We start from the raw sequence: 26,380 nt of genomic DNA, 5'->3' as shown, positions 1-26,380 counted from the left end.
AGTGCTCAGGCGGCGTCGGCGTAGCACTCCACGATCGACACGTCGAGGGGGAAGCGGACCGCCGTTTCGCCGAACAGCAGCTCGCCGGCCTTGGTCGCGCTGGCGCGGACCGCCTCCGCGACCCGTTCCGCCTCCTCCGCCGGGCAGTGCACGCCCACCTCGTCGTGCACGAACAGGACCAGCTCGGCGCGGGTGCCCTCCAGTGCCGTCCGCAGCGTCGCCAGCAGCACCAGCGCCCACTCGGCCGCCGTCGCCTGGATGACGAAGTTGCGGGTGAAGCGGCCGCGCGCCCGGCCCGAAGCGCCGCCCTGGGGCTCGGCCGAGCCCGCCTCCTCCGGGGGCTCCAGGCCCGCTTCGCGCCAGGCCGTGGACGCCGGCGGGCAGGTGCGGCCCAGCCAGGAGCGGACCAGGCCGCCCGCCTCGCCGGTGCGGGCGGCAGCCTCCACGTATTCGAAGGCCGTCGGGTAGCTCTGCCGCAGCACCGCCAGGGCCGGGATCGCCGCTCCGCCGGTCTGGCCGTACATGGCGCCGAGCAGGGCGATCTTGGCTTTGGGGCGGTCGCCGCCGAACGAGTCCGCGGCCAGCGCCGCGTAGAGGTCGCCCGCCGCGCCGGCCCGGGCCAGCCGGGCGTCGCCGGAGACCGCCGCCAGCACGCGTGGCTCCAGCTGGCCCGCGTCGGCCACCACGAAGCGCCAGCCCGGGTCGGCGACCACCGCCCGACGGACCACCTTGGGCACCTGCAGGGCGCCACCGCCGCGGGTCGCCCAACGGCCGGAGACCACGCCGCCCGGGACGTATTCCGGGCGGAAGCGGCCCTCGCTGACCCAGGCGTCGCGCCAGGCCCAGCCGTGTGCCGTCCAGATCCGGTAGAGCTCCTTGTATTCGAGCAGGGGTTTCACCGCCGGGTGCTCGACCTGGCGCAGCACCCAGGCCCGGGTGTTGGGCACCTCGATGCCGGCCCGGGAGAACGCGCGCAACACCTCGGCCGGGGAATCCGGGTGCAGGCCGTGCACGCCGAACGCCGCGTTGACCTCGGCGGCCAGCTCGGCCAGCCGGCGGGGCGGGCCGACCGGCTGAGGCGGGCCGAGCAGGTCACGCAGCAGCTGGTCGTGGATGTCGGCGCGCCACGGCAGGCCGGCGTGGCCCATCTCGGCGCCGACCAGGGCCCCGGCGGACTCGGCGGCCACCAGCAGGCCGAAGCGCCCGGGCTGCCCGGTGGCCGCGATCTTGCCGTGCTGGTCCGCGTACACCCTGGTCAGGGCCTCGAGGGCGACGGAGCCGGCGGCGGCCGGCGGCCCGGACAGGGCATCAAAGAGCGCGCCCTGGGCGAAGCCCGGCGGTTGGGGCAGCCGCGGCGGCGGGTCGGCGGGCACCGGGGCGCCGGTCAGCCGGGCCCAGGCCGCGGCCAGCGCCCGGGGCTCGCCCCAGCGGCCCGCGTGGCCCAGCACCAGGGCCTCGGTCAGCTCGACGTCGTGGCAGCGGCGCACCCGGACGCCGGCGCGCAGCAGCGCGGGATAGCCCTCGGTGGTCGCCGCCCAGAGCCAGCGGGGATGCTCGGCGGCCTCGCGGGCGGTGATCGCGGCGGGCAGGTCGGCGAGCCGGACCGGCGCTCCCGCGGGCCGGCCGTCGGGGTGCACGTCCTGCCAGCGGCCGGAGCCGTGCCAGCTTCCGTCGTCGGAGACCACCGCTACCAGCACGGGGTCATTCTGCCGTCCGGGTACGACACTTTCAGGTGCCGAGCAGGCCTTCGAGCAGCTCCAGTGACTTTTCGATGTCGACGGCCGGGTCCAGCAGCCACTGCGTCTGCAGCCCGTCGGAGGCGGCGATGATCAGGGCGGCGGCGGCCCCGGGGGTGATGTCCGGGCGGATCCGGCCGGCCCGCTGCTCCGTCTCGATCAGCTCGGTGAGGAACCGCCGGAGGTGGGCGAAGCGCTGCCCGAAGAACTCCCGGGACGGCTCGTGGCCCTCCTCCAGCGCGCCCGCCACCAGCGTGGAGTAGAGCTGGACCAGGCCGGGGACGCCGTGGTTGCGGCGGGCCGCATGGGTCATCAGCCCGACCACGGAGACGTCCGGCGGCACCGGGTCCTCGACGATCGAGCGTTCCTCGGCGGCCCGGTAGACCTCGATCAGCAGCTCCTCGCGGGAGGCGAAGTAGTGCTTGAGCGCGGCGTGCGACACCCCGATCGCCTCGCCGATGGCCCGCAGCGAGGTGCCCTCGGCGCCGCGTTCGGCAAAGACCTCGATGGCCCGGTCGAGGATCTCCCGGCGCCGCCGGACGCCTTTGCCGTACGCGCCGCGCCGGGCGATGGTGGGGGCCTCGTCCATCCGGCCATCGTAGGCCACAAAAACTTCCGTGCGGAGGTTTTCATTGTTACGGTCGTGTGATGAGACTCGACATTCCCGCGCTGCTCGCCGCCCTCACCCTCGAGGAGAAGGCCGCGCTCCTGGACGGTGCCGACTTCTGGCGTACGCAGCCGGTCGAGCGCCTCGGCATCCCCGGCATCATGGTCACCGACGGGCCGCACGGCCTGCGCAAGCAGGCCGGCGAGTCGGACCACGTCGGGCTCAACGACAGCGTCCCGGCCACTTGCTTCCCGCCCGCCGCCGGTCTCGCCTCCACCTGGGACCCGGGCCTACTGGGCCGGATCGGCGAGGCGCTCGGCCTCGAGTGCCGCGCCGAGGAGGTCGCCGTGCTGCTCGGCCCGGGCGTCAACATGAAGCGCTCGCCGCTGTGCGGGCGCAACTTCGAGTACTTCTCCGAGGACCCGCTGCTCGCCGGCGAGCTGGGGGTGGCGCTGGTCAACGGGATCCAGAGCACCGGGGTGGGCGCCTCGCTCAAGCACTTCGCCGCCAACAACCAGGAGACCGAGCGGATGACGGTCTCCGCCGACGTCGACGAGCGGACCCTGCGGGAGATCTACCTGCCGGCCTTCGAGCGGGTCGTCACCGGGGCCCAGCCGTGGACGGTGATGTGCGCGTACAACAAGATCAACGGTGTCTACGCGAGCGAGGACCCCTGGCTGCTCACCCAGGTGCTGCGCGACGAATGGGGCTTCACCGGCCTGGTCGTCTCCGACTGGGGTGCGGTCAACCGCCGCGACGCCGGGGTGGCGGCAGGCCTGGACCTGGAGATGCCCTCCTCCGGCGGCGCCGGCACCCGGGTCATCCTGGACGCGGTCAAGGCCGGCACGCTCAGCGAGGCCGACGTGGACCGGGCGGTGACCCGGGTGCTGACGCTGGTCGACCGGGCCCAGCCGGCGCTCGCGCCCGGGCAGACCTTCGACGCCGACGCGCACCACGCGCTGGCCCGCGAGGCCGCCACCGCCAGCGCCGTCCTGCTCAAGAACGACGGCGGCATCCTTCCGCTGGACCCCCAGGCCGGTGGCCCGGTCGCGGTGATCGGTGAGTTCGCCCGCTCGCCACGCTTCCAGGGCGCCGGCTCCTCGCAGGTCAACCCGACCCGGGTGGAGTCCGCGCTGGACGCCCTGCGGACGGCGCTGGACGGCCGGCGCGAGGTCACCTTCGCGCCCGGCTTCGTGATCGAATCCGCCGCCGCCGACCCGGAGCTGGTCGCCGAGGCGGTCCGGACCGCCACGGACGCCGAGGTCGCCGTGGTCTTCCTGGGCCTGCCGCCGTCGTACGAGTCGGAGGGCTACGACCGCGCGCACATGGACCTGCCGGCACACCAGATCGAGCTGCTGCACGCCGTCGCGGACGTCAACCCGCGCGTCGTGGTCGTGCTCTCCAACGGCTCGGTCGTCACGGTCGCGCCCTGGCAGGACCGGGCGCAGGCGGTGCTGGAGGGCTGGCTGCTCGGCCAGGCCGGCGGCGCCGCGACCGCCGACCTGCTGCTCGGCGCCGCCGACCCGGTGGGCCGGCTCGCCGAGACCGTCCCGGTCCGCTTCGCGGACAACCCGGCGATCGGCGCGTTCCCCGGCGAGCTCGGCCACGTCCGGTACGGCGAGGGCCTGCTGATCGGCTACCGCTGGTACGACGCGCACCGCCTCGACGTGGCGTACCCGTTCGGCCACGGCCTGTCCTACACCACCTTCGACTACACCGACCTGACCACCGCGATCCGCGCCGACGGCGACCAGCCGCTGGTCGACGTCACCGTCACGGTCGTCAACACCGGCACCCGCGCCGGCCGCGAGACGGTCCAGCTCTACGTCACCGACCCGCAGGCCACCGTCTACCGGCCCGAGCAGGAGCTGCGCGCGTTCGGGCAGGTCACGCTCGCGCCGGGCGAGAGCGGCTCGGTGACGCTGACCCTGGACGCCCGGGCCTTCGCGTTCTGGCACACCACCGCCCGGGGCTGGGTCGTCGAGGGCGGCGAGTTCGGGCTGCGGGTCGGCGCGTCCTCCCGAGACATCCGGCTCACCGGCACGATCACGCTGGCCGGCCAGGGCTACCTGACGCCGCTGACCGCCGAGTCGGACGTCGACGCCTGGCTGGCGCACCCGGACGCCGGCCCCTGGCTGCGCGAGCAGCTGGGCGAGGGCATGTTCACCGCCATGCTGTCCGACCCGACCAACGGCCAGATGATGCGCGCGATCCCGCTGGTCCGGCTGTCCCGCTTCCCCGGCTTCCCGGTCACCGAGCCCGACGTCGAAGCCGCGGTGCAGCGCTTCTCCGCCGCCCGGTGACCGCGGCCGTCGACGCCGGGCCCACCGAACAGGCCCGCCGGGCCCGGGTCGCGGTCGCCGCCCTGTTCCTCACCAACGGCGCGCTCTTCTCGAACGTGGTCCCCCGCTATCCGGAGATCAAGGAGGCCCTGGACCTCAGCAACACCCTGTTCGGCACAGCCGTGGCCGCGGGACCGCTGGGCGCGCTGACCGGCGGGCTGTTCGCCTCCGCGGCGATCCGCCGGTTCCGCTCGTCACGCACCGGCGCCATCGGCATCGCGCTGATCGCGGCCGCGTTCCTGCTGGTCGCGGCGGTGCCGAACTGGTGGCTGCTGGCCCTGGTGCTGCTGGTGGCCGGCGGCGCGGACGCCATCGTCGACGTCGCGCAGAACGCACACGGACTGCGGGTCCAACGCCTCTACGGCCGCTCGATCGTCAACTCGTTCCACGGCCTGTGGAGCGTCGGCGCGGTGCTCGGCGGCCTGATGGGCTCGGCCGCGGCGGGCCTGCGGGTGTCGCTGGGCGTGCACCTGGCGGTGGCCGGGGCGGTGTTCAGCGCGGTCGCGCTGATCGCGTACCGGTTCATGCTGCCGGGCGCGGAGGACGCCGAGCGCGCCGCGCCGACGGAGACCGGGCCGGTCCCGGCCCGGCGATCCTTCACCTGGCCGGCGGTACGGATGCTCGCCGCGCTCGGCGCCCTCGCGGCCTTCGGGGCGCTGGTCGAGGACGCCGGCGCCTCGTGGGGCGCGCTCTTCCTCACCGACTACCTCAGCGCCGGGGCCGCCACCGCCGGCCTGGCGTTCGTCGCCCTCCAGGTCGCCATGACGGTGGGCCGCCTGCTGGGCGACCGGGTGGTCGACCGGTTCGGCCAGCGCACGGTGACCCGGGCCGGCGGCGCGCTCGCGGCCGCCGGCATGGGCCTGGCCCTGACCTGGCCGTCGGTCGGCACCGCGCTGGCCGGCTTCGCGCTGGCCGGCCTCGGCACGGCGACCCTGGTGCCGGCGGCGATGCACACCGCGGACGAACTGCCGGGGCTGCCGCACGGCGCGGGCCTGACCATCGTGAGCTGGCTGCTGCGGGTCGGCTTTCTGCTGTCGCCGCCGCTGGTGGGCCTGGTCGCCGACCTGACCAGCCTGCGGTTGGGGCTGCTGAGCGTGGTGGTCGCCGGGGTGGGGACGCTGGTGCTGGGCCGGGTGCTGCTCAACCGCGCTCCGGATACGAAACACGACCTCGCCGTCCCCGAAGCTGCCGTCTGATTCGGCTCAGCGACGTCCGCCCAGTCCAGGCTTGGACCTGAGTGGAGCGCCGGTGCGCTCGCGGCTGCGGGGGTGCGCTCCCGGATGCTGGACGCGGGCACCAGTCCCGGATACCGGTCAACCGTCCCACCCACTGAACACCTCCTGCCCCAAACCACCCCAAAAGCCACCGCGGCGCACGTTTGCGGCGATCTTGTGGCGGGGTGGTGTGGGTGGAGTCTTTTGCGTGGTTGGTGTATCGGGCGATGGCAATAGCCCGCCGGAGTGACGTGGGCCGCGCGCCGACCGCCACCGACGCGCAAGATTTCGATCTTGTTGAATTGGTGTGAGCTCCGAACCTCAAGTCCACAAGATCGACAATTCGCTGCCCGCTTCGTGACTTTTACGCCCTTTGTTCCCTTAGGATTCCTGCGATGTGAGAATCCTGCTCAATATGTGGGCCAGTGCTGCGGGTTCGGCGGTGGCAGGCGCGATCGGCGAGGACGTCGCCAACCTGACCCTGGACCTACGGCAATGCTTGGCGCGGCCGTTTCGGCGCGGCAGAAGCGTGTCGCCCGTCCGGGGGATGGCGATCGATCATCACACCAGCCGTGCAAAAGACTCGGAGCTCACCACATTGCTACATGATCGCCGATTGCAGCAGGCAACCGCCGCCGGCGGCGCGGAAAGGCGAGCAGGCAAGAACCGTCGCAAGCGGTGAGGAAGGCACCCCGCAACGCCCACGCAATGATCGGCGCGCTGGCGGTCCGCATACCGGGCTGGCAGGTCCTGACCGGCGGCTCGGCCGCGGCGGCGCAGGGAGTTGTCCGTCGCCTGCGCCCACGGGACAGGAGCCTGGTCCACCCCGATCCGCGGCAGGGGCCTGTCCGTCGATGCGTCTGCGGAACGACGGGTTGCCCGGCTGCGGCCGTTGCCCGGCCTGGCTGCGGCGAACCAGCCGTGCAGGAGACTCAACTCCTCGGGCGGCGGGGCTGAGCGGCGCGAACGCCCGGGCGGCGCCGCTCCCCCGTGGAACGGCGCCGCCCGGTGTTCGTGCGGAGTTACTTGGTGGCGCCTGCGGTCAGGCCCGACTGGATCTGGCGCTGGAAGAACGCGTACACGATGATCATCGGGAGGATCGAGAGCGTGAGGGCCGCGAACAGCGCGGCCCAGTTGGCCTGGTAGCCCGCCGAGACCGAGATGTTCGCGATGCCCTGGGTGAGCACCCACTTCTGGTCCGCGCCCTGGCCCTGCATGATCGCCACCGGCAGCAGGTACTGGTTCCACTGGCCGACGATGTTGAAGATCGTGATGCTGACCAGGCCGGACCGCGCCATCGGCAGCATGACCTGGAAGAACAGCCGGGTGTGCGAGGCGCCGTCGACGATCGCGGCCTCGGCGATCTGGTTCGGCAGGGTCTTGAAGAACGCCGTCATGAAGAAGACCGTGAACGGCAGCGAGTAGGCGATGTAGACCAGGATCAGGCCGGTGTAGGTGTTCAGCAGGTTGAGGTTCTGCAGGATCAGGAACAGCGGGACGATCGCCATGAAGACCGGGAATGCCAGACCCGACACGAACAGGTAGTAGATGAAGCGGTTGCCGACGAACTTGTACCGGGCCAGCACGTAGGCCGCCATCGAGCCGAAGACCATGGTGCCGGTGGTGCTGACGGCGACCACGAAGACGCTGTTGAGGAAGTAGCGCCCGATGTGCGCCTCGGACCACGCGGTCTTGTAGGACTCGAAGGAGATCTGGCTGGGCAGGCTGAACGGCGCGGCCGTGAAGATCTCGGTGTTGCTCTTGAACGAGGCCAGCACCACCCAGATCAGCGGGGCGATGACCAGCAGGCCCCAGACCGCCAGGGCGACGTGCGCGAAGCTGCTGAACAGCTTGATCTCGCGCTTGTCCCGGCCTGCGGCCGGGGAGTGGCGTGAGCCGGGGTACCGCGCCGAGCCGGGCGGGGTGGTCGGGCTGTCGGAACGCATCAGGTTTGTCATCGTAGGCTCCCGGTCCGGCTCACAGCTCGATCACGTCGCGCCGGGTGACCCGCAGGGTCAGCGCGGCGAAGGTGATGGTCAGGAAGAACAGCACGACGCCCATGGCCGAGGCATAGCCGAACTGTGCGTAGTCCTGCATGTTGCGGAAGATCTCCAGGCCCAGCACCGTGGTCGCGCCGTCTGGGCCGCCGCGGTCCACCGACATGACGTTGACCAGGGCGAACGCGTCGAAGGCGGCGATGCCGAGGTAGACCCAGGCGACCTGCAGGGTGTTCCACAGCAGCGGCAGCGTCACCTTGAAGAACAGGGTGCCGCGGGTGGCGCCGTCCAGCGCCGCGGCCTCGTAGATCTCCGTCGGGATGGAGCCCATGCCGGCCGAGAAGAGCACGACGTAGAAGCCGACGGCCTGCCAGACCAGCACGGCCAGGATCGACCAGAGCGCGAGGTTCTTGTCGGCCAGGAACAGCACCGGGCCGCTGCCGAGCTGGTTCAGCAGGCCGTTGATCAGGCCGCTGTCGTCGGGTGAGTAGACCCGGGCGAAGATGACCGCCACCAGCGCCAGGGCCAGCAGCTGCGGGAAGAAGAAGACCACCCGGTAGAACTTCGAACCCCAGACCCCCCGGGTACGGCCGCCCTTGCTGCCCCCGCCGACGTTCAGCAGGAACGCGAAGAACAGCGCCAGGATGATCGTGAACAGCGGCAGGAAGACCAGCAGCAGGGCGTGGTGCTGGATCGCCTTCCAGAAGGTGGTGTCGTGGAACAGCTTCACGAAGTTGTCGAAGCCGATGTACTCCACGTCCGGCGAGAAGCCCCGCCAGTTGGTGAAGGACAGCTGGAACGCCTGGAGGTATGCCGCAACCACGAACGTGCCGTAGATGGCCACCGGCACGATCAGGAAGCCAATGATGAACGGGTACCTGCCGTGCTTCATGGTTCTCTTGCTCCGTTCGTGGTCGCGGATACTCGTCAGCGAATGATCAGCGGGTGAACTTCTCGATCGAGGAGTCCTTCTTGATCGCGTCGGCGGCCTTCTGCATCCGGGTGACGAACTTGTCGGGGGTGCCACCCTGGTACATCAGCTCGTTGGTGGCGGCGCGCAGCTCGTCGTCCAGCTTCTTGTACCAGGTGTCGAAGCGGAAGCTGAAGGTGTCCGCGCCCGCCGCGCCCAGCGCCTTGTTGCCCGAGGTCAGGCCGGCGCTGATCTCCATGCCGTCGGTCGCGCCCGCGACCACGGTCAGCGTCTTGGTGAGCTGGGTGAAGCCGATCGCGCCGGCCTTGCTCAGCATGTGCCGCAGGTACTCCATGCCGCCCTTGGGGTTCTTGCCCTTGCTGGCGACGAAGTACTGCTCGCCGGCCGCGGCGTAGAGCGCGGTGACGGGCAGCTTGTCGGCGGCGGTGACGCTCGGGATCGGCATGATCTGGTAGTCGAAGCCGGCCGGGGTGTCCTTGGCCTGCTCGTTCTCCAGCCAGGAGCCGCACGGGTAGACGCCGACCTTGTACTGGTCGTGCTGGAGCTGGATCTCGGTGTGCTTGAGACCCAGGAACGCCTTGTTGGAGTACTTGGCGCCGACCTCGGCCCACGCGGTGGCGGCCTGCTTGACGGCGTCGGTGGTCCAGGCGCCGTCCTCGAGGTTGTCGATGTTCTTGAGGATGTCGGCGCCACCGATCTTGGCGGCGCTGGTGAGCAGCGCGGTGTACATGTAGTACGGCGCGTTCGCACCCGCGTAGCCGAACGGCGTGATGCCCTTGGCCTTCATCTTGTCGAGCAGCGCGGTGAAGTCCGCCCAGGTGGTCGGCGCGGTCCAGCCGTTGTCCTTGAACAGCTTGCCCGAGTACCAGAGGCCGAACACGGTGAACGCGTAGTTCAGCACGTACGGCTTGCCGTTGAACGTGCCCTGCTCGACCGTGCCGGGGATCAGGGTGTCCTTGACCGTCTTGCCGGCGATGTCCAGCGACGGGGCCGCGAACAGCTCGGTCAGGTCCTGGACCTGGCCGGCCTGGACGAGGGCGCCCTGGTCCATCAGCTTCGAGCCGGAGTTGTTGATCATGTCCGGCGGGGTGCCCCCGGTGAACCGCGGCTGCACCACGGTCGCGATCTCCTCGGCCTGACTGAAGGTGACCTTGGAGTTCGGGAACAGCTTGTTGTACGACGGGACGTGCACGTCGGTCGCGTACTTGGTGCCGAGGCCACCGTTGAAGATGATGATCTCCAGCGGCTCGTCCTCCTTGATGCCCAGCGGGTTGGTCGCCGAGACGGTGCCGGCGGGCTTGTCCGCGGCGGCGTCCTTGTCGTCGCCGCCGCTGCCCACGCAGGCGCTCAGCATCGTGACGGCGGGGGTGGCCAGCAGGCCGACGGCGGCCGCGCGGCGCAGCAGCGTCCGGCGGTCGACCTCGGGCTTGAAAATCTCAGACATGCACTTTCTCCTCAGATGTTGATGCGGTGCCGGGTCAGCCCTTGACGGCGCCAGCCGTCAGGCCGGTTGCGATGTTGCGCTGGATGATCAGGAAGAAGATGACCACCGGGAGGGCGGTCAGGATCGACCCTGCCATGAGCGGGCCCCAGAAGGTCCCGCGGCTCGTCTGGTTCTGCAACAGCCAGGCCATCAGGTTCTGATTCGCCTGGTCGTTCAGCGTGTTGATGATGATGAACTCGTTCCAGGCCTGGATGAAGCCGTACACCGAGGTGGCCACCAGGCCGGGGCCGGTCAGCGGCAGAATGATCTTCCAGAAGACCTGGAACCGGCTGGCCCCGTCGATCGAGGCGGCCTCGTCGAGTTCACGCGGGATCGCCTGGATGAAGCCGCGCAGGGTCCAGACCGTGTACGGCAGGATCAGCACGATGTAGACCAGCGTGATGCCCAGCAGGCTGTTGGTCAGATCGACCTTCTGCAGCATCAGGAAGAGCGGGATCAGGATCGCCACGAACGGCACCATCTGCACCGACAGGACGACGAGGATGATCGCCTTGCGGCCGTAGAACTGGAACCGGGCGATGGCCAGCGCGGCCAGGAAGCCCACCAGCAGCGCACCGACCACGGCGCCGCAGGTGATGAGCACGCCGTTGAGCAGGTTCTGCTGGAAGAACGGCGCGTTGAAGGCCGACTTGAAGTTGTCCAACGTGAAGCTGTCTGGGAAGAACGTCGGCTTGAACTGCAGGATCTCCGGGGCCGGCTTGAACGCGGTGTTGATGATCCAGTAGACCGGGAAGAACATCACGATCGCGAACAGCACGCCGACGGTGTTGGCGGCGATCGTGCCGGCGGTGCTGCGGCCGACCGTGGGCGTGTCCGACTCGACGGGCTTGCGGCGCCGCTTGCGTACGGCGGTCTGCGGTGCGGTGGCGACCATCAGTCCACGTCTCCGATCTTGAACATCTGCCGCATGTAGAACGCCATCACGCCGAGCAGCAGGATCACGGTGACCACCGCGATGGCCGAGCCCAGCCCGTAGTTGTTGTTCTTGAACGCCGTGCTGTACGCCCAGGTCGCGAGCACCTGGTAGTCGTCCTCGGGCCGGCCGTTGCGGACCACGTAGACCTGGGTGAACAGGCCGAAGTTCCAGATCACCGAGAGCGTGGTGACGATGACCAGCAGCGGCTTGAGGATCGGCAGGGTGACCTTGCGCAGGGTCTGCCAGCCGTTCGCGCCGTCGACGGTGGCCGCCTCCAGCAGTTCCTTGGGCACCTGGGTCAGCCCCGCGTTCAGGGTGATCGCGATGAACGGGATGCCGGCCCAGACCACGATCGCGGTGATCACGGTCCAGCCCTGGATCGGGTCGGCGAACCAGCTGTGGTTGGCGAAGTCGACGCCGGGCAGCAGATCGATGAGGTAGTTGAGGACACCGAAGTCGGAGTCGACCAGCCACCGGAACGTCTGGGTGGCGACCAGCTGCGGCATCGCCCAGACGAACATCATCGCGATGATCATCGCGATCCGGACGCTGGGCGCGACCCGGCGCATCAGCAGCGCGACCGCCAGCCCGAGCGCCACGGTCAGCAGCACGGAGACCACGGTGAAACCGACCGTACGGGCGACGACCTGGTAGAAGGTCGAGTCCGTGAAGATCTTGACGTAGTTGGCGAACCCGACGTTGTCCGGCGCCAGATTGCCGAACAGCTGGCGCAGCCCGAGGCTCTGGAACGACAGCACGACCATCCGTACCAGCGGATAGCCGAGCAGGCCGGCGAGCAGCAGCAGCGCGGGCAGCGTGAGCGCGAGGGGGGCGAAGCCGCCACTCGTGGCCGAACGACGTTTGCTCCGGACGCGCCCGGCCGGCTCAGCCGGTGCCGGCGGCTGCTGGGCCGGCGGGGCGGACGGGGAGTCGACGACGGACATCGGTCCCTTACCTCTCTGCTTCAGGAGTGCGGTGCCGGGGGTCGTGCCGCCCGCCCTTCAGCGGGCGGCACGATCACCGTCAGCTGGCGTTGAGGATCTCGTTGATCTTCGCGTCGGCTTCCTTCGCCGCGTCCGGCACGGTGGCCTTACCGGTGGCGATGCTGGCCAGCATGTTCTGCAGCACGTTGGCCGACTCGACGTCGGACCACTTCGGCGCCATCGGCACGAACCAGGTCTCCTTGGCGGCCTGCGCGGTCGCCTCGTTGCCCTTGACCGCGGCGGCCTTGTCCAGCAGGGAGGTCGCGTTGGGCAGCACGCCCTTGGCGATCAGGCCCTCCTGCGACTTGGCGTCGGTGAAGATCTGCGCCCACTTGGCGGCCAGGTCGGCGTTCGGGCTCTTCGCCGTCACGGCGACGTCCGAACCGCCCAGGAAGGACGGGATCTCGGGCAGCGGCGCGGTGGCGACCTTGCCGTTCACCTTGGTCTTGACCTTCGCCGAGGCGGGGTTGTTGGGGTCCTTCGGCTGCTCCTGGACCGCGCCGGCCTCCCAGCCGTTGCCGTAGAGCATGGCGGACTTGCCCTGCGCGTAGACCGCGTCCTGGTCGTTCTCGTCCTTGGTCGGGTCACCGCTGGAGTAGGTCTTGGCCAGCTCGGCCCACTTGGTCAGGCCGGCCTGGGCGCCCGGCTCGGAGAGCGCGCCGACCCACTTGTCGCCGTCCTTCTTGGCGATCTCGCCGCCGTTGCCCTTGACCCACGCCATCGCGGCGTACCAGTACTTGCCCGGCATGTAGAAGGCGGAGAACTGCTTGTCCTTGCCGTTCTTCTCCTTCAGCGTCTTGGCCGCGCTGATCAGCTCGTCGTAGCTCTTCGGCGCTTCCAGGCCGGCCGCCTTGAACAGGTCGGTGCGGTAGATCAGCACCCGGGCACCGGCGTAGTACGGCACGCAGTAGGTCTTGCCGTCGAGCTCACACGGGGCGGAGAGGCCGGTCAGCCACTGCGCCGAGTTCTCGAACTGGCCCTTGTCGAGCGGGGCGAAGGCGCCGGCGAAGACGTACTTCGGCATCTCGGTGTTGCCCAGCTCGACCACGTCGGGCACGTCGTTGCCGGCCAGCGTGGTGTCCAGCTTGGCCAGGTGGTCGGTCCACTGCTGGTAGTCGACCTGCACCTGGGCGCCGGTCGCCGCGGTGAAGCGGTCGTTGGCCTGCTTGACGACCTCCGGCCAGCCGGACTGGGCGTCGACCATCAGCCAGACCTTGATGGTCTTGCCGGCGCCGTTGACGGATGCGGCGGCATTGGGGGTGTCGCTGCTGTCACTGCTGGAGCCGCACGCGGCGGCTGCCAGCAGGGTCGCGGCGAGGGACGCCGCTACCGCGATTTTGCGCTTCACGCTATTCCTCCGGGACGAGACGAGATATGTGGCGAGAGGGGATCTCTTGTTCATGGGGCCGAGCTCCCGTCCTTGACGGCTTTGTGACCGTGGACGGCTTGGGCGGTGCGTTGGAATGCCGCGTGCGAACGTTCGTGGGTCCGCTGGGCGACGGCTACGTAGAGCAGATCGAGGACGACCAGCTGCGGGTGCCGCGCGGAGAGCGCGTCCGGCCGGAAGGTCGTGGCCTGGGTGGCGGTGAGCAGCACGATGTCGGCCAGCTCCGCCAGCGGCGAGCGCGGGAAGCTGGTCAGCGCGATGGTGGTGGCGCCCCGGCTGCTGGCCTCGGCGAGCAGCTCTATGGTCTCGCCGGTCTCGCCGCTGTGCGAGATGCCGAGGGCGACGTCGCCGGCCCGGGAGAGCGCCGCGCTGGCCAGCCCGTTGTGCACGTCGGTCCAGGCCCAGGCGGCCACCCCGATGCGGTGCAGGCTGAACTGCATCTCCTCGCCGACCAGCGCGCTGCCGCTGGCGCCGAAGATGTTGACCCGCGGCGCGGCGGCGATGGCCACCGCGGCCCGCTCCACCTCGGCCAGGTCCAGCAGCGAGGCGGTGTCGTGCATGGCCCGGGTGTCGGCGGCCATGATCTGGCCGAGCACCCGCTCCAGCGGGTCGCTGGGCTGGATCTCGCGGCCGATGTCCACGGTCCAGCCGGACGCGCGGGCCCGGCCGGTCTCCGCCGCGATGCCCAGCCGCAGGTCGGCGTAGCCGTCGAAGCCGAGCGCCCGGCAGAACCGGGTGACGGTGGCCGGCGAGGTGCCGCTGCGCTCGGCCAGCTCGACGATGGTGGCCCGGGAGGCCGCGGCCGGGTCGGTGAGGACCTGCTCGGCCACCCGCTGCAGGGCGCCGGTGAACTCGGGGAGCAGGGTGCGCACCCGCACCAGCACCCCGTCCGAGTTGTTGCTCATGGACGGCGGCGGGGTGTGATCGCGCACCAGCGAGTCGACGACCGCGGTCGCTGCGGTGCCGTCTACGTCTGGCTCGACCATGGGCCGCCCTCTCAGGAAGGAGTGTTAACTGTCGCGGTAAAAGTTCTTACTTTCTGACCCCCCATGTCAAGACCGTGGGTGAAGTTTTCAAACCGTTACCTTGCGTACGGGTCGGTCGACGTCCGTCAATACCCAAATAGCCGTTACGACGTGACAGCCATCACATGCACCCGTTTAGACCGTTTTGCTCATCGTCTTTTTGGGTCACTAACGGGCACCCGATCGGGGGAACGCGAAACGCCCTCGTGATCCACGAGGGCGTTTCGTAACGGGGAGGGCTCTGGCAATAATTCTGCCCAGAACCGGTTAAGCGGTGGCGCGCACCGCCTCGGCGAAGACCTCGGAGCGGTGCTCGAAGTTGCGGAACCGGCCGTAACTGGGCGCCGCCGGGGACAGCAGCACCACTCCCCCGGGCGGCGTGAGCTTGCGCGCCAGGCGTACCGCCGAAGGAAGATCTTCCGCCGCCTCCGTGCGCACGCCGCTCAGGCCGGCCAGCTCCGCGAGAATGCGCGGCCCGCTGTCCGGCAGGCCAATCACGGTGATCTCCTTGTCCCGCAGGTGCTCGCGCAGCGGGGCGTAGTCCAACCCCCGGTCGGTGCCGCCGACCAGCACGGTCAAGGGCCTTCCCTCGTACGCGTCGATCGCGTGCATCGCCGAGTACGGGCTGGTCGACAGCGTGTCGTCGACGAACGTCAGGCCGGACGGGTCCTCGATCTCGGCCAGCCGGTGCGGCAGCCCCTCGAAGGACGCCGCAGCCGCCCGCAGCACCTCCCGCTGGCCCACGACGTCGATGCCCATGCCGTCGAGCACCGCCAGGGCGACGCAGAGGTTGCGCCCGTTGTGCCGGCCGCGCAGCCGCAGCGTGTCCCGCGGGAACAGGGCCTCGTCGCTGCAGTACACCTGCCCGTCGTCCTCGATCCGGAACCGCGAGTCGCCGCCGGCCGCCGGGATCGCGGCGAAGCCGTTCGCGTCCTTGACCGTCACGGTCTCGCTGACCAGCCGGTCGTCGGCGCCGTTGATCACGATCAGCTCGGGGCCGTGCGCCAGCAGGTTGAGCTTGTCGCGGTAGTACTCCCGCTCGCCGCCGTGCGCGTCCAGGTGCTCGGGGAACAGCGAGGTCACGACCGCGACCCGGGGCGAGTCGGTCAGGTCGCTGCACTGGTAGCTGGAGAGCTCGAGGACGTACTGCTCGGCCGGCGGCAGGTCGAGCAGCGGCACCCCGATGTTGCCGCCGAAGACGTTGGGCCGGCCCACCGCGGCCAGCAGGTGGCTGATCAGCGCGGACGTGGTGCTCTTGCCCTTGCTGCCGGTGACCCCGATGGTGCGGGCGGCGTGATCGGCCATCCAGAGCGCGCTGCCGCCGGTCACGATGACCCCGCGGGCGCGCAGGCCGGCCATCCACGGGTGGGTCTGCGGCACGCCCGGCGAGCGCACCACCACGTCGGCGGCCACCAGCGCGGCCTGGGCGTGGTCGCCGCCGGCCAGCGGCGCCAGCGCGGCCAGCTCACCCTCCCAGGGCACGGACAGGAAGTTGGCGCTGTCGTCCACCGCGATCAGGCGCGAGGGACCGTGCGCGGCGACGGCGGTGACGGCGGCCCGGCCCTCGCGGCCGGTCCCCCAGACGGCTACGGAACGTCCGCGCAGGTCTGCCAGGCGCACAATCGTCTCCCTCGGTCGAGTCGCACTAGTATGGCTCGCTGGTCCTACGACGGGAGCTTCCGGGTGCGTGCGCAGTACGAGGTCATGCGGTTCCCCGCATACAGGTTCGATCCGGCGACGGGGGTCGCGGAGTTCGACTACCTGCTCGACGGCCCGGCACCGCTGGAGTTCACCGAGACCATCACCTTCCCGCTCGGCCCGTCCGCGCCGCCCGCGCACTTCTTCAAGGTGCTCGAGCTGCTGCACGTCGTCGCCGGCGTGAGCTACTACAAGGTCGGCGCGCCGCCGCGGATCGAGGCGCCGGTCGCGGTGCCGGCTGCGGTCGCTTCTTTCTTCACCGCGGTCTACACCCACGGCCTCGGGGAGTACGCGTACATCAACAAGCTGCCGCACGTGCTCGCCCTGTCGGTCTCCTCGCCGGCTTCCGCTGTCTCCCCAGCTTCCCCTGTGGACAATTCGGACAGGCGGCCGTTGTCGGCTGTCGGCGGCGGCAAGGACTCCATCGTCACGCTGGAGATCCTCCGGGCCGCCGGGCTCGACCCGGTGCCGTTCTCGGTCAACCCCAACCCGGTGATCGTCAACGTCAACACCGCGTCCGGGCTGCCCGCCCTGGCCGCCCGCCGCAAGCTGGACCCGCGCCTGTTCGCGCTGAACAAGGCCGGCGCACTCAACGGCCACATCCCGGTGACGGCGATCAACTCACTGATCGCGATCGCGACGGCGGCGCTGCACGACCTGGGCCCGGTGGTGATGTCGAACGAACGCTCGGCGTCCGACCCCAATCTGATCTGGAACGGTCACGAGATCAACCACCAGTGGTCCAAGGGGGTGGCCGCGGAGGGGCTGCTGCGGGCCGCGGTCACCGCGCACACCGGGCTGACCGAGCCGTACTTCTCGCTGCTGCGGTCGCTGTCGGAGCTGCACATCGCGCAGCTGTTCGCCCGGTACGACGCGTACGACGACGTGGTGACGAGCTGCAACAAGGCGTTCAAGCTGCACGACCCGACGGCGCGCTGGTGCGGCGACTGCCCGAAGTGCCGGTTCGTGGCGCTGGCCATGGCGCCGTCGATGTCCCGCGCCCGGCTGACCCGGATCTTCGGGCGCGACCTGTTCGCCGACCCCGCGCAGGTGCCGGGCTACCTGGAGCTGCTGGGGATCGACGCGCACAAGCCGTTCGAGTGCGTGGGCGAGGTCGAGGAGTCGCTGGTCGCCTTGACGCTGCTGGGCGACGACCCGCAGTGGCGGGACGCGCCGGTGGTGGCGGCGTTGCGGGCGGCCGTACCGGCCTCGGCCTGGGCGGCGGCGTCGCGGGACGAGGTGCTGACCCCGGGCGGGCCGACCTTCGTGCCGCCGGCCTACGCCAAGATCCTCGCGGCCGCGCTCGCCTGAGGTCTCAGCCCGGCGGGTCGTGGTGGATGCGCTCCGCTGCGACCCCGAGCTCCTGGAGCGCGAGGCTCGTGGCGGCCAGCATCAGCGGCGGTCCGGCCAGGTAGACCTCATGGCCGGACCATTCCCCGTACGCGGCGACGGCATCGGTGACCAGGCCCGAGGCGTACGGGCCGGCCTCGCCCTCGGAGATCACCGGGACCACCGTGGCCCGGCGGCAGGCGTGGGCGATCTCGGTGATGGCGTCGATGTCGTACAGCTCGCTGAGGTTGCGGACGCCCCAGAAGAGCACCGCCGAGCGCGGATCCCCGGTCGCCGCCAGCTCGGTCAGCAGCGCCTTGAGCGGCACGACACCGGTGTCCCCGGCGATCATCAGCAGGTCCCGCCCGGACTCGGGCAGGCCCATCTCCCCCTCGGCGCGCGCGATCCGCACCCGGTCACCGACGGCGGTCTGATAGACCAGCGTGCCGCTGACCCCGCTGTGACTCTTGGCCCGCACATGCAGCTCGACGACGTTGTCCCGCCACGGCGCCCCCGTCAACGAGTACGGCCGCCACACCCCCGGCTGCTCGTCCACCTCGATCCGAGCAAACTGCCCGGGCCGGAAAGGCATGGGCAAATACGGACGCAGCCACAACACCGCAAGATCATCCCGACGCCGCTCGTGCCCGACCACCACCGCGGTCCAGAACACCGGCTGATACGCGGCGGTGGTCATCCCGTGCACGATCCACTCGTACGCGTGCTGCCACGTCGACCGCCAAGCCTGATCAAAATCCTGCCGCCACCCGTTGGCGGCCATCCCGGCCCGCATCGCCTCGGCAAGCGCGGCCCCGGCAAGCTGAAGCTGCTGCGGCAGCACCCCACACTCGGCAAGCGCGGCACCGAGCCGCCCACAGGCGGTGACCAGCGCGGGCGGCTGGTCCAGGTGCTGCACCAGCCAGGTCAGCGCCTCGGCGAGCTGATCGGCCTGAACGGCGGGACTGCCGGGCAACTGAGCGAACAGGGCGGGCTGAGCCTGCGCAAGCGCGGCCCGCAACCGCCCGGCGACCTCCGCCGGACCACCGGCCAGCGACAGACTGCTACCGATCAGCCGAACCAGATCACGCAGGGCAACCTCGTCAGCGGGATCCATCCCGTCGGCGGGCTGAACGGGACGGGCGCTGACGGGCGGAACCAGCCCGGGCATCCGCACGGCGGCAAAGGGATTGGGAGCCTGCACCGGGTCGCCGGGCCATTGCGGGCCGGGCGGACGGGGGCCACCGAGGCCGGGGATGCCGCTGATCGGCTCGGTGGAGGAGCCGAAAACCGGGGGCATGGGCACGCCACCGGCCCAGGGACCGGCGCCGGGCGGGTAGGCGGGAGTGGCACCGGGCCGGGGAACCACGCCGCCGGGGCGGGCGACGAGCGTGCCGGGCGGGGACGCGGGAACGAGCGACGTGCCGGGTGCATGGCCGGTCGGTCCCTGGCCGGTGGAGGGCTGGCCGGTCGGTCCCTGGCCGGTGGAGGGCTGGCCGGTCGGTCCCTGGCCGGTCGGTGGTCCTTGCGGGCCGGGCGGGATCGGCGTGTTGCCGGGTTCGGCGGGGACGAGCGCTCCTGGGGCTGTGCCTCCGGGCACCAGGCCGGCGGGGGCGGTGCCGCCGGGAATCAGGCCAGAGCCGGGGCGCGGCGCGCCACCGGGAGCCGAACCTGGAAGAGACGCGGCGCCGGGAACCGGACCCGGCACAGGCGCGACGCCGGGAAGCGACCCCGGCAGGGTTCCGGTGCCGGGGACGGCGCTGGGAACCGGGCCGGGGCCCGGAGCGGGCACGGTGCCCGGAACCGGGCCGGGGCCCGGAGCGGGCACGGTGCCCGGAACCGGGCCGGGGCCCGGAGCGGGCACGGTGCCCGGAACCGGGCCGGGGCCCGGAGGGGGCGGGGTGCCAGGAACCGAACCTGGCAGAGGCGCAGCGCCGGGAACCGAACCCGGCACAGGCGCGACGCCGGGAACCGAACCCGGCACAGGCGCGACGCCGGGAACCGAACCCGGCTGGGCTCCGGTGCCGGGAACCGGGCCGGGGCCCGGAAGGGGCGCGGCGCCCGGAGCGGACCCGGAACCGGGAAGGGGCGCGGCGCCCGGAGCGGAACCGGGAAGGGGCGCTCCGCTCGGCACCGAGCCCGAGCCGGGCGGGGAGCCGGGAGCAGCGTCGGGCACGGACGCCGGCGGCGAGGGGACATTCCGGGGCGAAGAGGGCGGTTGGTAAGGGGGTCGAGATCCCCCCGGCACCGGCCCGACACCCGCGCGGAGGGTCCGGCCGTCGTTCCTGGCCTCGGCGTCCGCAGCCTGGCGATCGGCTCGCGGCGGCCCACCCGCGAGATCGTTGCCGGACGGATGCGCACCCGGCGGCAACGGCGCCCCAGCAGCCGAAGAGAACCCGGCAGCCGAGGCCAGTTCCGCGGCCGGGAAGAACCCGGCACTCGAGGACAGCTCTGCCGCCGGGGAGAACCCGGCAGCCAGAGACGACTCCGCCGAAGACGAGAACTCCGCACTCGATGACAGCTCCGCCGACGACAAGAACTCGGCGCCTGCGGACAGGTCCGCCGAAGACGAGAACTCGGCGCCTGCGGACCGGTCCGCCGAAGACGAGAACTCGGCGCTCGATGACACCTCCGCCGAAGACGAGAACTCGGCGCTCGATGACAGCTCCGCCGAAGACGAGAATTCGGCGCTTGAGGGCAGCTCGGCCTGCCGATCCGCGAACGGCGGGCGGGCGGCCGTCGGCGGTGGGCTGTCCGGTGCCAGCCGGTCGGTAGCCGGGGCGCCGTTCTGCGGCCTCGCCCCCGCCGCCGGCCACTCCGGATGCATCATCCAGTCGGGGTGGACCGGTTCACCTGCCGGCTTCCGTGACGTCTTTTCCTCCGCCGCCGGGCCGCCCAGCGCGGCTGCCGTGTCGGCCTCGCCCGCCGCAGCCGCTTCCGGGGCCGCCAGCCGGAGCCTGATCGCTCGCAGCAGGGCCAGCATGTGGGGGTCGGAACCGGGACCGGACGACACCTGTGCACCCCCGACGGCAGGACGACGCGAACAGTACAACCGTACTGCCGCCGCGTGCGGGCCGCCGCCGCTACCTGCCGGTGGCGCTCGCCATCCGGGCGGTCGCCTCGTTGAGGATATCCGCGCTGGTGCCGAAGTTCAGGCGAACGTAGCCCGCGCCGCGTGCGCCGAAGCGGGTGCCCGGTTCCAGTCCCACCCGGGCCTGGGACAGGAACAGCTCGCGGGGTTCGTTGTCCTCGCCCAGCGCCCGGCAGTCCAGCCAGGCCAGGTACGTCGCCTCCGGCGGCTGCCAGCCGAGCTTGGGCAGGCGGGTGCGCAGCTGCTCGCCCAGCTCGGCGCGGCGGACCGCCAGCTCGGTGAGCAGGGCGTCCAGCCAGTCGTCGCCCTCGGTGTACGCCGCCACCGTAGCCAGCACGCCGAGGTGGCCGGTGCGCCAGCGGACGTCGCGGGGGAAGCGGTCGACCAGCGCGGCCATCCGGGGGTCGGCGGTCACGATCGCCGCGCACTTGAGGCCGGCCAGGTTGAAGGCCTTGCTGGCCGAGACCACGCTCACCGCGACCCGGGCCGCGCCGGGCACCGACAGCAGCGGCGTGAACCGGGCGCCGGGCAGGACCAGCGGGGCGTGGATCTCGTCGCTGACGATCGTCACGCCGTACAGGTGGGCCAGCCGGACCAGCGCCGCCAGCTCGTCGTGGGTGTGCACGCGGCCGACCGGGTTCTGCGGGTTGCAGAGCACGTAGACCGCGGGCCGGGCGGCGAAGGCCGCCTCCAGGGCGGGCAGGTCCAGGCGGTGCTCGGCGGTGAGCGGCACCTCGCGGAGCTGGGCGCCGGCCTCCGGAGCCCAGTCGAAGAACGGCGGGTAGACCGGCGGGCTGATCATCACGGCGTCCCCCGGGCGGGTGAGCATCCGCAGCAGCTCGACCACGCCGACGCCGACGTCGGTGACCGCGGTGACCGCGGCCGGGTCCACCGGCCATCCCCAGCGCCGGGCCGCGAACCCGGCGAACGCCTCGCCCAGATCCGGCTGCGCCGCGGAATAGCCGGTGTCGGCGGCGTCGACTGCCGCCCGCAGGGCGGCCGTGATCGGCGGGGCCAGGGAGCAGTCCATCTCGGCGACGCCCATCGGCAGGACGTCGGCGGGGTACGTGCGCCACTTCGCGCTGCGGCGCCGGCGGAGGGTCTCCAGCGAATCGGTGAACATCAACCCATCCTCACGCCGTCGGAGACGGCCTGCTGCGGTACAGCACCGAGTGGCGCAGCGGGCCCTCGATCGTCGGGTCCTCGAAGTCGTCGGCCGGGTCGTACGTCATGCCCAGCCGGTGCATCACCGCCCGGGACCGGTCGTTGCCCGCCGCCGTGATCGCCACGATCTCGCCCAGGCCCAGCACGTCGAAGCCGAAGTCGAGGCAGGCGTGCCCGGCCTCGGTGGCGTACCCGTGGCCCCACGCCGGGCGGGCCAGCCGCCAGCCCACCTCGACGCCGCCGAACGGCATCTCCTCGTCGACCGGGTCGAGGCCGGCGAAGCCGACGAACTCGCCGGTCGCGGCCACCTCGAGCGCCCACCAGCCCCAGCCGCGGGCGGCCAGCTCGGTGCGGAACGCCGCGACCGAGCCGGCGCTCTGCTCGTACGTCATGATCTGCGGGAAGAACTCGCGGACCGCCGGATCGGCGTTCATCGTGGCCCACGGCATGATGTCGTCGTCGCGCCACTGCCGCAGCAGCAGCCGGTCGGTACGCAACTCGGCAGTCGTCATATCCACCACAGAGTTTCACACCGGGTGGCCGGTAGGCAGAATGCCCCTTGTGCCAGCACTGAGCATCACCGACGCCCACGACCCGCGGATCGCCGACTACCGCGCGCTCACCGACCTTGAGCTGCGGACCAAGTGGGAGCCGCCCAACGGGCTCTTCATCGCCGAGGGTGAGCTCGTCATCCACCGCGCCCTGCGGGCCGGCTACCGGCTGCGCTCCGCCCTGGTCGACGAGAAGCGCGTCGACCAGCTCAGCGGCCTGCCCGCCGACACGCCGCTGTACACCGCGACGCCGCCCGTGCTGGAGTCGATCACCGGCTTCCACGTCCACCGGGGCATCCTCGCGTCGTTCCATCGGCGCCCGCTGACGCCGCTGGACGAGCTCCTCGCCGGCGCCCGCCGGCTGGCCGTCCTAGAGGGACTGAACACGCACACCAACCTCGGCGCGCTGTTCCGGAGCGCTGCCGCGCTCGGCATCGACGCCGTTGTCCTCTCCCCCACCTGCGCGGACCCGCTCTACCGCCGGGCCGTGCGGGTCAGCATGGGTGAGGTCTTCGCCATCCCGTACGCCAAGACCGAGGACTGGCCGCAGACCCTGGCCGCGATCCGCGCCGCCGGCTTCACGCTGCTCGCGATGACCCCGGCGCCCGACGCCGTCGCCCTGCAGCACCTGACCGCCGCCCAGCGCGAGCGCCCCGCCCTGCTGCTCGGCGCCGAGGGCCCGGGCCTCACCCCGGAGGCGCTGCGGGCCAGTGACGTGCGGGTGGCCATCCCCATGCACAACAACGTGGACTCGCTGAACGTCGCCACCGCGGCGGCCATCGCCTTCTGGGAGCTGAGCCGCGCCGCGGTCAGTCGACCCGGTAGGTGAGGTGGGTGGCGTGCGCGGACACCCGGACGTGCAGCTGGCGCAGCGTGCGCGGGGTGACGCCGCCGGCGAACAGGGGCGTGCCGCCGCCGAGCAGCACGGGTGACAGGTGCAGGCGCAGCTCGTCGACCAGGCCGGCCTCGAGCGCGCCGCGGATGATCTGCGCGCCGCCCATCACCACCACGTCGCGGTCCTCGGCCATCGACCTGGCCTTGTCGACGGCGCTGCGCACGCCGTCGACCACGAAGGTGAACCGGTCGGCGAGCCGGACCGTGGCGGGTGGGTTGCGGGTGACCACCAGCACCGGTGGCTCGGCCGCGAGGCCGGCGCCGTAGCCGACCTCTTCGCTCCAGCCGTGCGGGCCGTCGACGATGTCGAACAGGCGGCGGCCCATGACGACCGCGCCGGTCCCGCCGGTGGCCGAGGCCAGCACCTCCCGGTCGACCGGGTCTGTGCTGAAGGCCCAGGTGTGCAGGCCCTCGCCGCCGTGGCCCAGGCCGTGCTCCTGATCGGGGTCGGGCCCGGTGACGAACCCGTCGAGGGACACCGAGATGTCCGCGGCCACCTTGCCCATGCGCACCTCCGGCTCGCAGTGCTGATGAGCCGAGCATGCCACCCGGGTACGACGGTCAGGCCGGGGGGATGAGCCGGGAGCCGGTCCAGGCCAGGCCCATGCCGGCGGCGAGCAGCAGCAGCGCGCCGACGGTGGGCAGCGGGCGGACCGCGTACGAGCCGGCGCCGATCGACACGGCCGCGAGCATCAGCAGCACACCGTCGGCCGGGTTGACCAGCTTGGACCGGAACACCGCCCAGCCCAGCAGCAGCAGGCCGGCGCCGAGCACGGCCGCCGCCACCTGCGAGGCGGTCTGCACCTGGGCGGCGCTGAGCCCGACGCCGTCCGGGCCGGTGCCGGCCGGCAGCGCCGACAGCGGCATCAGCAGACCCAGCCCGGCCAGCCCGACGAGCAGGCCGGCGAGCGCCGACCGGCGGGTGCGGGCGCCGGCCAGCAGCCCGGCGAGGCCGATCATCGCGATCGCGCAGAACCAGCCGGCGGCGAGTTCGAGCAGCAGCGGGCCGGGCGGGGTGGCGACGCCGAGGGTGGACCAGCCGTACAGGGCGGCGCCGGCCGGCAGCGCCCAGAGCGACACCCGGGCGTAGCGGCGGACCGACCAGATCCACACGGCCTCGTGGACCGGCAGCAGGTGCTCGCCCGCGGTGCTCGCGCCCGCGCCGCCGACCCAGGCCGGTGCCACCCGCAACGGGCGTCCGCTCGCCGTCTGGTGCTGCCTCATGCTCATGCCATCGCCTCCGCTGAAGCTCCGGCGAGGCCATTCGTCGGGCGCTGAGTGGGATGAGGGATTCCCGGTGAGCATGGCAAAACCCCGCGCAGAACGCGGGGTTTTGCGGTATTCACTCCGATTTTGCACCACTGCGGAGGAGGTCAGGCGCGGTCGGGCTCCCCCACGCCGTTGTAGTCGGCGCCGCCCAGCGCTGCGGACGGCGGCACGGCCTCCGGGGCCGGCAGGCTCTTCGGCCGGCCGTCGCCGGACACCTGCGCCTCGGCGGCCCGGACCTGGGCGTTGACGGCGGCGGCCTCCTTGGCGGCGGCCTCGGCCGCTTCGGCGGCCTCACGCTCGACCGCGGCGGTGTCGACCGACGCGTGCGGCAGGTCGCCGACCATGTTGGCCAGTCCCCCGAGCGCGCCACCCATACCTTCCAGGGCGCGGGTCAGCTCGGTCGGCACGATCCACACCTTGTTGGCCGAGCCGTTGGCGATCTGCGGCAGCGCCTGGAGGTATTGGTAGGCCAGCACCTTCTGGCTCGGGTTGGCCTCGTGGATCGCGTTGAAGACGGTGCGGATCGCCTTGGCCTGGCCCTCGGCGGTGAGGATCCGGGCCTGGCGGTCACCGTCGGCGCGCAGCACCGCGGACTGCTTGTCACCCTCGGCGGTCAGGATCTGCGACTGCTTGACACCCTCGGCGGTCAGGATCGCGGCGCGGCGGTCCCGCTCGGCGCGCATCTGCTTCTCCATCGAGTCGCGGATGCTCGGCGGCGGCTCGATCGCCTTGATCTCGACCCGGGTGACCTTGACGCCCCACCGGCCGGTGGTCTCGTCGAGCACCCCGGACAGGTGCCGGTTGATCTCCTCGCGGCTGGTCAGGGCGCGCTCCAGGTCGAGCGAGCCGATGACGTTGCGCAGCGTGGTGACGGTCAGCTGCTCGATCGCCTGGAGGAAGTTCGCGATCTCGTACGTGGCGCGTACCGGGTCGACCACCTTGAAGTAGAGCACCGTGTCGATCGAGACCACGAGGTTGTCGGAGGTGATGACGGGCTGCGGCGGGAAGCTGACCACGTTCTCCCGCATGTCCACCTTGGTGCGTACCGTGTCGATGAACGGCACCAGCAGGTTGAGCCCCGGCGACAGGGTGCGCTTGTACTTGCCGAGCCGCTCCACCACGTCGTGCCGCTGCTGCGGGACGATCCGCACCGACCGGACCAGCGTGATGACCGCGAACAGGGCGATCACGAAGATGAGTACACCGATAACAACTTCCATGGCGTCCTCTTTTCTCTTATGTAGGACGGTTGCTCAGAGATTGGGGTGCTCGTCGCGCCAGACGATCGCCGTGGCGCCCTTGACCTTGATGACCCGGACCCGGTCGCCCGGCGCGTACGTCTCGTCGCCGTCGAAGGAGCGCGCCGTCCAGACTTCCCCGTCGATCTTCACGAGGCCGTGGTCGGCGGTGACCTCCTCGAGCACCGTCGCCTGCGAGCCCTCGATGGCCTCGATGCCGAAGGCCGTCCCGCCCGTCTCGGACGCCGGCCGCTGGCTGCGCATGATGATGGGCCGCAGCGCGGCGACGGAGAGGCCGGAGACGATGGCGAAGACGATGGCCTGCAGCAGCACGGGGGCGCCGAGCGCCGCCGCGCCGGCCGCCGCCAGGGCGCCCACGGCGAAGAAGATGATCAGGAAAGACGCGGTGAAGGCCTCACCGATCGCGAGGGCGATAGCGAGCACGATCCAGAGGACGCTTTCCACCCCCTGATCGTGACACGTCCGCGCTCGCACTGCGACGGCGCG

22 protein-coding genes are annotated in these 26,380 nt (G+C 71.5%); 5 read left to right on the top strand and 17 right to left on the bottom strand.

The window, feature by feature from the left end:
- Positions 1 to 5 precede the first annotated feature (5 nt).
- Positions 6 to 1,685 carry a bifunctional 3'-5' exonuclease/DNA polymerase gene (locus ACIBQZ_RS19365; protein ID WP_396090103.1) on the bottom strand — a complete coding sequence of 560 codons (1,680 nt, stop codon included), beginning with the start codon at positions 1,683 to 1,685 and terminating at the stop codon, positions 6 to 8.
- Positions 1,686 to 1,728: 43 nt separating this feature from the next.
- Complete coding sequence (locus tag ACIBQZ_RS19360) at positions 1,729 to 2,325, bottom strand: TetR/AcrR family transcriptional regulator (RefSeq protein WP_396090074.1); 597 nt, start codon at positions 2,323 to 2,325, stop codon at positions 1,729 to 1,731.
- Between the two features lie 59 nt (positions 2,326 to 2,384).
- Between ACIBQZ_RS19360 and ACIBQZ_RS19355 the strand changes: the two genes are divergently transcribed.
- The 3 genes from ACIBQZ_RS19355 (at position 2,385) to ACIBQZ_RS19345 (ending at position 6,581) form a co-directional block, all read left to right on the top strand.
- A complete protein-coding gene (locus ACIBQZ_RS19355; RefSeq protein ID WP_396090073.1) occupies positions 2,385 to 4,646 on the top strand; it encodes a glycoside hydrolase family 3 C-terminal domain-containing protein in 2,262 nt (753 codons plus the stop codon).
- Positions 4,643 to 5,881, top strand: coding sequence for an MFS transporter (locus ACIBQZ_RS19350; RefSeq protein WP_396090072.1), 1,239 nt, complete (start codon positions 4,643 to 4,645; stop codon positions 5,879 to 5,881). Before ACIBQZ_RS19355 ends, ACIBQZ_RS19350 begins: the two co-directional genes overlap by 4 nt.
- A 415-nt stretch (positions 5,882 to 6,296) precedes the next feature.
- On the top strand, positions 6,297 to 6,581 hold the full coding sequence (locus tag ACIBQZ_RS19345) for a hypothetical protein (protein WP_396090071.1): 285 nt from the start codon (positions 6,297 to 6,299) through the stop codon (positions 6,579 to 6,581).
- A gap of 340 nt (positions 6,582 to 6,921) precedes the next feature.
- Here the strand turns inward: ACIBQZ_RS19345 and ACIBQZ_RS19340 are convergent, their stop codons facing one another.
- From ACIBQZ_RS19340 to murD, 8 genes are all read right to left on the bottom strand, one after another.
- A complete protein-coding gene (locus tag ACIBQZ_RS19340) occupies positions 6,922 to 7,845 on the bottom strand; it encodes a carbohydrate ABC transporter permease (RefSeq protein ID WP_396090070.1) in 924 nt (307 codons plus the stop codon).
- Between the two features lie 31 nt (positions 7,846 to 7,876).
- Positions 7,877 to 8,788, bottom strand: a complete 912-nt coding sequence (locus ACIBQZ_RS19335) for a carbohydrate ABC transporter permease (protein ID WP_396090069.1) — start codon at positions 8,786 to 8,788, stop codon at positions 7,877 to 7,879.
- Positions 8,789 to 8,834: 46 nt separating this feature from the next.
- Positions 8,835 to 10,271 (bottom strand): N-acetylglucosamine/diacetylchitobiose ABC transporter substrate-binding protein, encoded by a 1,437-nt coding sequence (ngcE, locus tag ACIBQZ_RS19330; RefSeq protein ID WP_396090068.1) that lies wholly within the window; start codon positions 10,269 to 10,271, stop codon positions 8,835 to 8,837.
- Between the two features lie 34 nt (positions 10,272 to 10,305).
- On the bottom strand, positions 10,306 to 11,205 hold the full coding sequence (locus ACIBQZ_RS19325) for a carbohydrate ABC transporter permease (protein WP_396090067.1): 900 nt from the start codon (positions 11,203 to 11,205) through the stop codon (positions 10,306 to 10,308).
- A complete protein-coding gene (locus ACIBQZ_RS19320) occupies positions 11,205 to 12,191 on the bottom strand; it encodes a carbohydrate ABC transporter permease (protein WP_396090066.1) in 987 nt (328 codons plus the stop codon). Before ACIBQZ_RS19320 ends, ACIBQZ_RS19325 begins: the two co-directional genes overlap by 1 nt.
- 79 nt (positions 12,192 to 12,270) lie before the next feature.
- Positions 12,271 to 13,578, bottom strand: a complete 1,308-nt coding sequence (locus tag ACIBQZ_RS19315) for an extracellular solute-binding protein (protein ID WP_396090065.1) — start codon at positions 13,576 to 13,578, stop codon at positions 12,271 to 12,273.
- Between the two features lie 50 nt (positions 13,579 to 13,628).
- Complete coding sequence (locus ACIBQZ_RS19310) at positions 13,629 to 14,603, bottom strand: MurR/RpiR family transcriptional regulator (protein ID WP_396090064.1); 975 nt, start codon at positions 14,601 to 14,603, stop codon at positions 13,629 to 13,631.
- Positions 14,604 to 14,909: 306 nt separating this feature from the next.
- Complete coding sequence (gene murD, locus ACIBQZ_RS19305; protein WP_396090063.1) at positions 14,910 to 16,262, bottom strand: UDP-N-acetylmuramoyl-L-alanine--D-glutamate ligase; 1,353 nt, start codon at positions 16,260 to 16,262, stop codon at positions 14,910 to 14,912.
- A gap of 84 nt (positions 16,263 to 16,346) precedes the next feature.
- Between murD and ACIBQZ_RS19300 the strand changes: the two genes are divergently transcribed.
- A complete protein-coding gene (locus ACIBQZ_RS19300) occupies positions 16,347 to 17,651 on the top strand; it encodes a hypothetical protein (RefSeq protein ID WP_396090102.1) in 1,305 nt (434 codons plus the stop codon).
- A gap of 4 nt (positions 17,652 to 17,655) precedes the next feature.
- Here the strand turns inward: ACIBQZ_RS19300 and ACIBQZ_RS19295 are convergent, their stop codons facing one another.
- The 3 genes from ACIBQZ_RS19295 to ACIBQZ_RS19285 all read right to left on the bottom strand — a co-directional run bounded on the left by ACIBQZ_RS19295 (position 17,656) and on the right by ACIBQZ_RS19285 (position 22,433).
- Complete coding sequence (locus tag ACIBQZ_RS19295; RefSeq protein WP_396090062.1) at positions 17,656 to 18,966, bottom strand: globin; 1,311 nt, start codon at positions 18,964 to 18,966, stop codon at positions 17,656 to 17,658.
- 1,783 nt (positions 18,967 to 20,749) lie between these two features.
- Positions 20,750 to 21,880, bottom strand: coding sequence for a MalY/PatB family protein (locus ACIBQZ_RS19290; RefSeq protein WP_396090061.1), 1,131 nt, complete (start codon positions 21,878 to 21,880; stop codon positions 20,750 to 20,752).
- A 10-nt stretch (positions 21,881 to 21,890) separates the two neighbouring features.
- Positions 21,891 to 22,433, bottom strand: coding sequence for a GNAT family N-acetyltransferase (locus tag ACIBQZ_RS19285; RefSeq protein WP_396090060.1), 543 nt, complete (start codon positions 22,431 to 22,433; stop codon positions 21,891 to 21,893).
- Between the two features lie 49 nt (positions 22,434 to 22,482).
- Here ACIBQZ_RS19285 and ACIBQZ_RS19280 point away from each other — a divergent pair, with 49 nt between their 5' ends.
- Positions 22,483 to 23,301, top strand: a complete 819-nt coding sequence (locus ACIBQZ_RS19280; RefSeq protein ID WP_396090059.1) for a TrmH family RNA methyltransferase — start codon at positions 22,483 to 22,485, stop codon at positions 23,299 to 23,301.
- Here the strand turns inward: ACIBQZ_RS19280 and ACIBQZ_RS19275 are convergent.
- From ACIBQZ_RS19275 to ACIBQZ_RS19260, 4 genes are all read right to left on the bottom strand, one after another.
- Positions 23,282 to 23,872 carry a dihydrofolate reductase family protein gene (locus ACIBQZ_RS19275; RefSeq protein WP_396090058.1) on the bottom strand — a complete coding sequence of 197 codons (591 nt, stop codon included), beginning with the start codon at positions 23,870 to 23,872 and terminating at the stop codon, positions 23,282 to 23,284. The two genes, ACIBQZ_RS19280 and ACIBQZ_RS19275, sit on opposite strands and share 20 nt — an antisense overlap.
- A gap of 55 nt (positions 23,873 to 23,927) precedes the next feature.
- A complete protein-coding gene (locus tag ACIBQZ_RS19270; RefSeq protein WP_396090057.1) occupies positions 23,928 to 24,596 on the bottom strand; it encodes a hypothetical protein in 669 nt (222 codons plus the stop codon).
- A 143-nt stretch (positions 24,597 to 24,739) separates the two neighbouring features.
- Entirely contained in the window at positions 24,740 to 25,855 is a 1,116-nt protein-coding gene (locus ACIBQZ_RS19265; RefSeq protein ID WP_396090056.1) for an SPFH domain-containing protein, read from the bottom strand.
- A 33-nt stretch (positions 25,856 to 25,888) separates the two neighbouring features.
- Positions 25,889 to 26,338 (bottom strand): NfeD family protein, encoded by a 450-nt coding sequence (locus ACIBQZ_RS19260; RefSeq protein WP_396090055.1) that lies wholly within the window; start codon positions 26,336 to 26,338, stop codon positions 25,889 to 25,891.
- Between the last annotated feature and the right edge of the window lie 42 nt (positions 26,339 to 26,380).

Source organism: Actinoplanes sp. NPDC049599, assembly GCF_044465625.1.
Taxonomy (GTDB): Bacteria; Actinomycetota; Actinomycetes; order Mycobacteriales; family Micromonosporaceae; genus Actinoplanes.
This window is presented reverse-complemented; position numbering and strand designations above follow the sequence as displayed.

Bases quoted from the DNA above. Each gene is read 5' to 3' on its own strand.
- ACIBQZ_RS19290 (WP_396090061.1), bottom strand. From the start codon at position 21,880: ATGTTCACCGATTCGCTGGAGACCCTCCGCCGGCGCCGCAGCGCGAAG.
- ACIBQZ_RS19355 (WP_396090073.1), top strand. From the start codon at position 2,385: ATGAGACTCGACATTCCCGCGCTGCTCGCCGCCCTCACCCTCGAGGAG.
- ACIBQZ_RS19320 (WP_396090066.1), bottom strand. From the start codon at position 12,191: ATGTCCGTCGTCGACTCCCCGTCCGCCCCGCCGGCCCAGCAGCCGCCG.
- ACIBQZ_RS19285 (WP_396090060.1), bottom strand. From the start codon at position 22,433: ATGACGACTGCCGAGTTGCGTACCGACCGGCTGCTGCTGCGGCAGTGG.
- ACIBQZ_RS19340 (WP_396090070.1), bottom strand. From the start codon at position 7,845: ATGCGTTCCGACAGCCCGACCACCCCGCCCGGCTCGGCGCGGTACCCC.
- ACIBQZ_RS19295 (WP_396090062.1), bottom strand. From the start codon at position 18,966: ATGCCCCCGGTTTTCGGCTCCTCCACCGAGCCGATCAGCGGCATCCCC.
- ACIBQZ_RS19300 (WP_396090102.1), top strand. From the start codon at position 16,347: ATGCGGTTCCCCGCATACAGGTTCGATCCGGCGACGGGGGTCGCGGAG.
- ACIBQZ_RS19270 (WP_396090057.1), bottom strand. From the start codon at position 24,596: ATGAGCATGAGGCAGCACCAGACGGCGAGCGGACGCCCGTTGCGGGTG.
- ACIBQZ_RS19275 (WP_396090058.1), bottom strand. From the start codon at position 23,872: ATGGGCAAGGTGGCCGCGGACATCTCGGTGTCCCTCGACGGGTTCGTC.
- ACIBQZ_RS19360 (WP_396090074.1), bottom strand. From the start codon at position 2,325: ATGGACGAGGCCCCCACCATCGCCCGGCGCGGCGCGTACGGCAAAGGC.
- ACIBQZ_RS19335 (WP_396090069.1), bottom strand. From the start codon at position 8,788: ATGAAGCACGGCAGGTACCCGTTCATCATTGGCTTCCTGATCGTGCCG.
- ACIBQZ_RS19310 (WP_396090064.1), bottom strand. From the start codon at position 14,603: ATGGTCGAGCCAGACGTAGACGGCACCGCAGCGACCGCGGTCGTCGAC.
- ACIBQZ_RS19325 (WP_396090067.1), bottom strand. From the start codon at position 11,205: ATGGTCGCCACCGCACCGCAGACCGCCGTACGCAAGCGGCGCCGCAAG.
- ACIBQZ_RS19265 (WP_396090056.1), bottom strand. From the start codon at position 25,855: ATGGAAGTTGTTATCGGTGTACTCATCTTCGTGATCGCCCTGTTCGCG.
- ngcE (WP_396090068.1), bottom strand. From the start codon at position 10,271: ATGTCTGAGATTTTCAAGCCCGAGGTCGACCGCCGGACGCTGCTGCGC.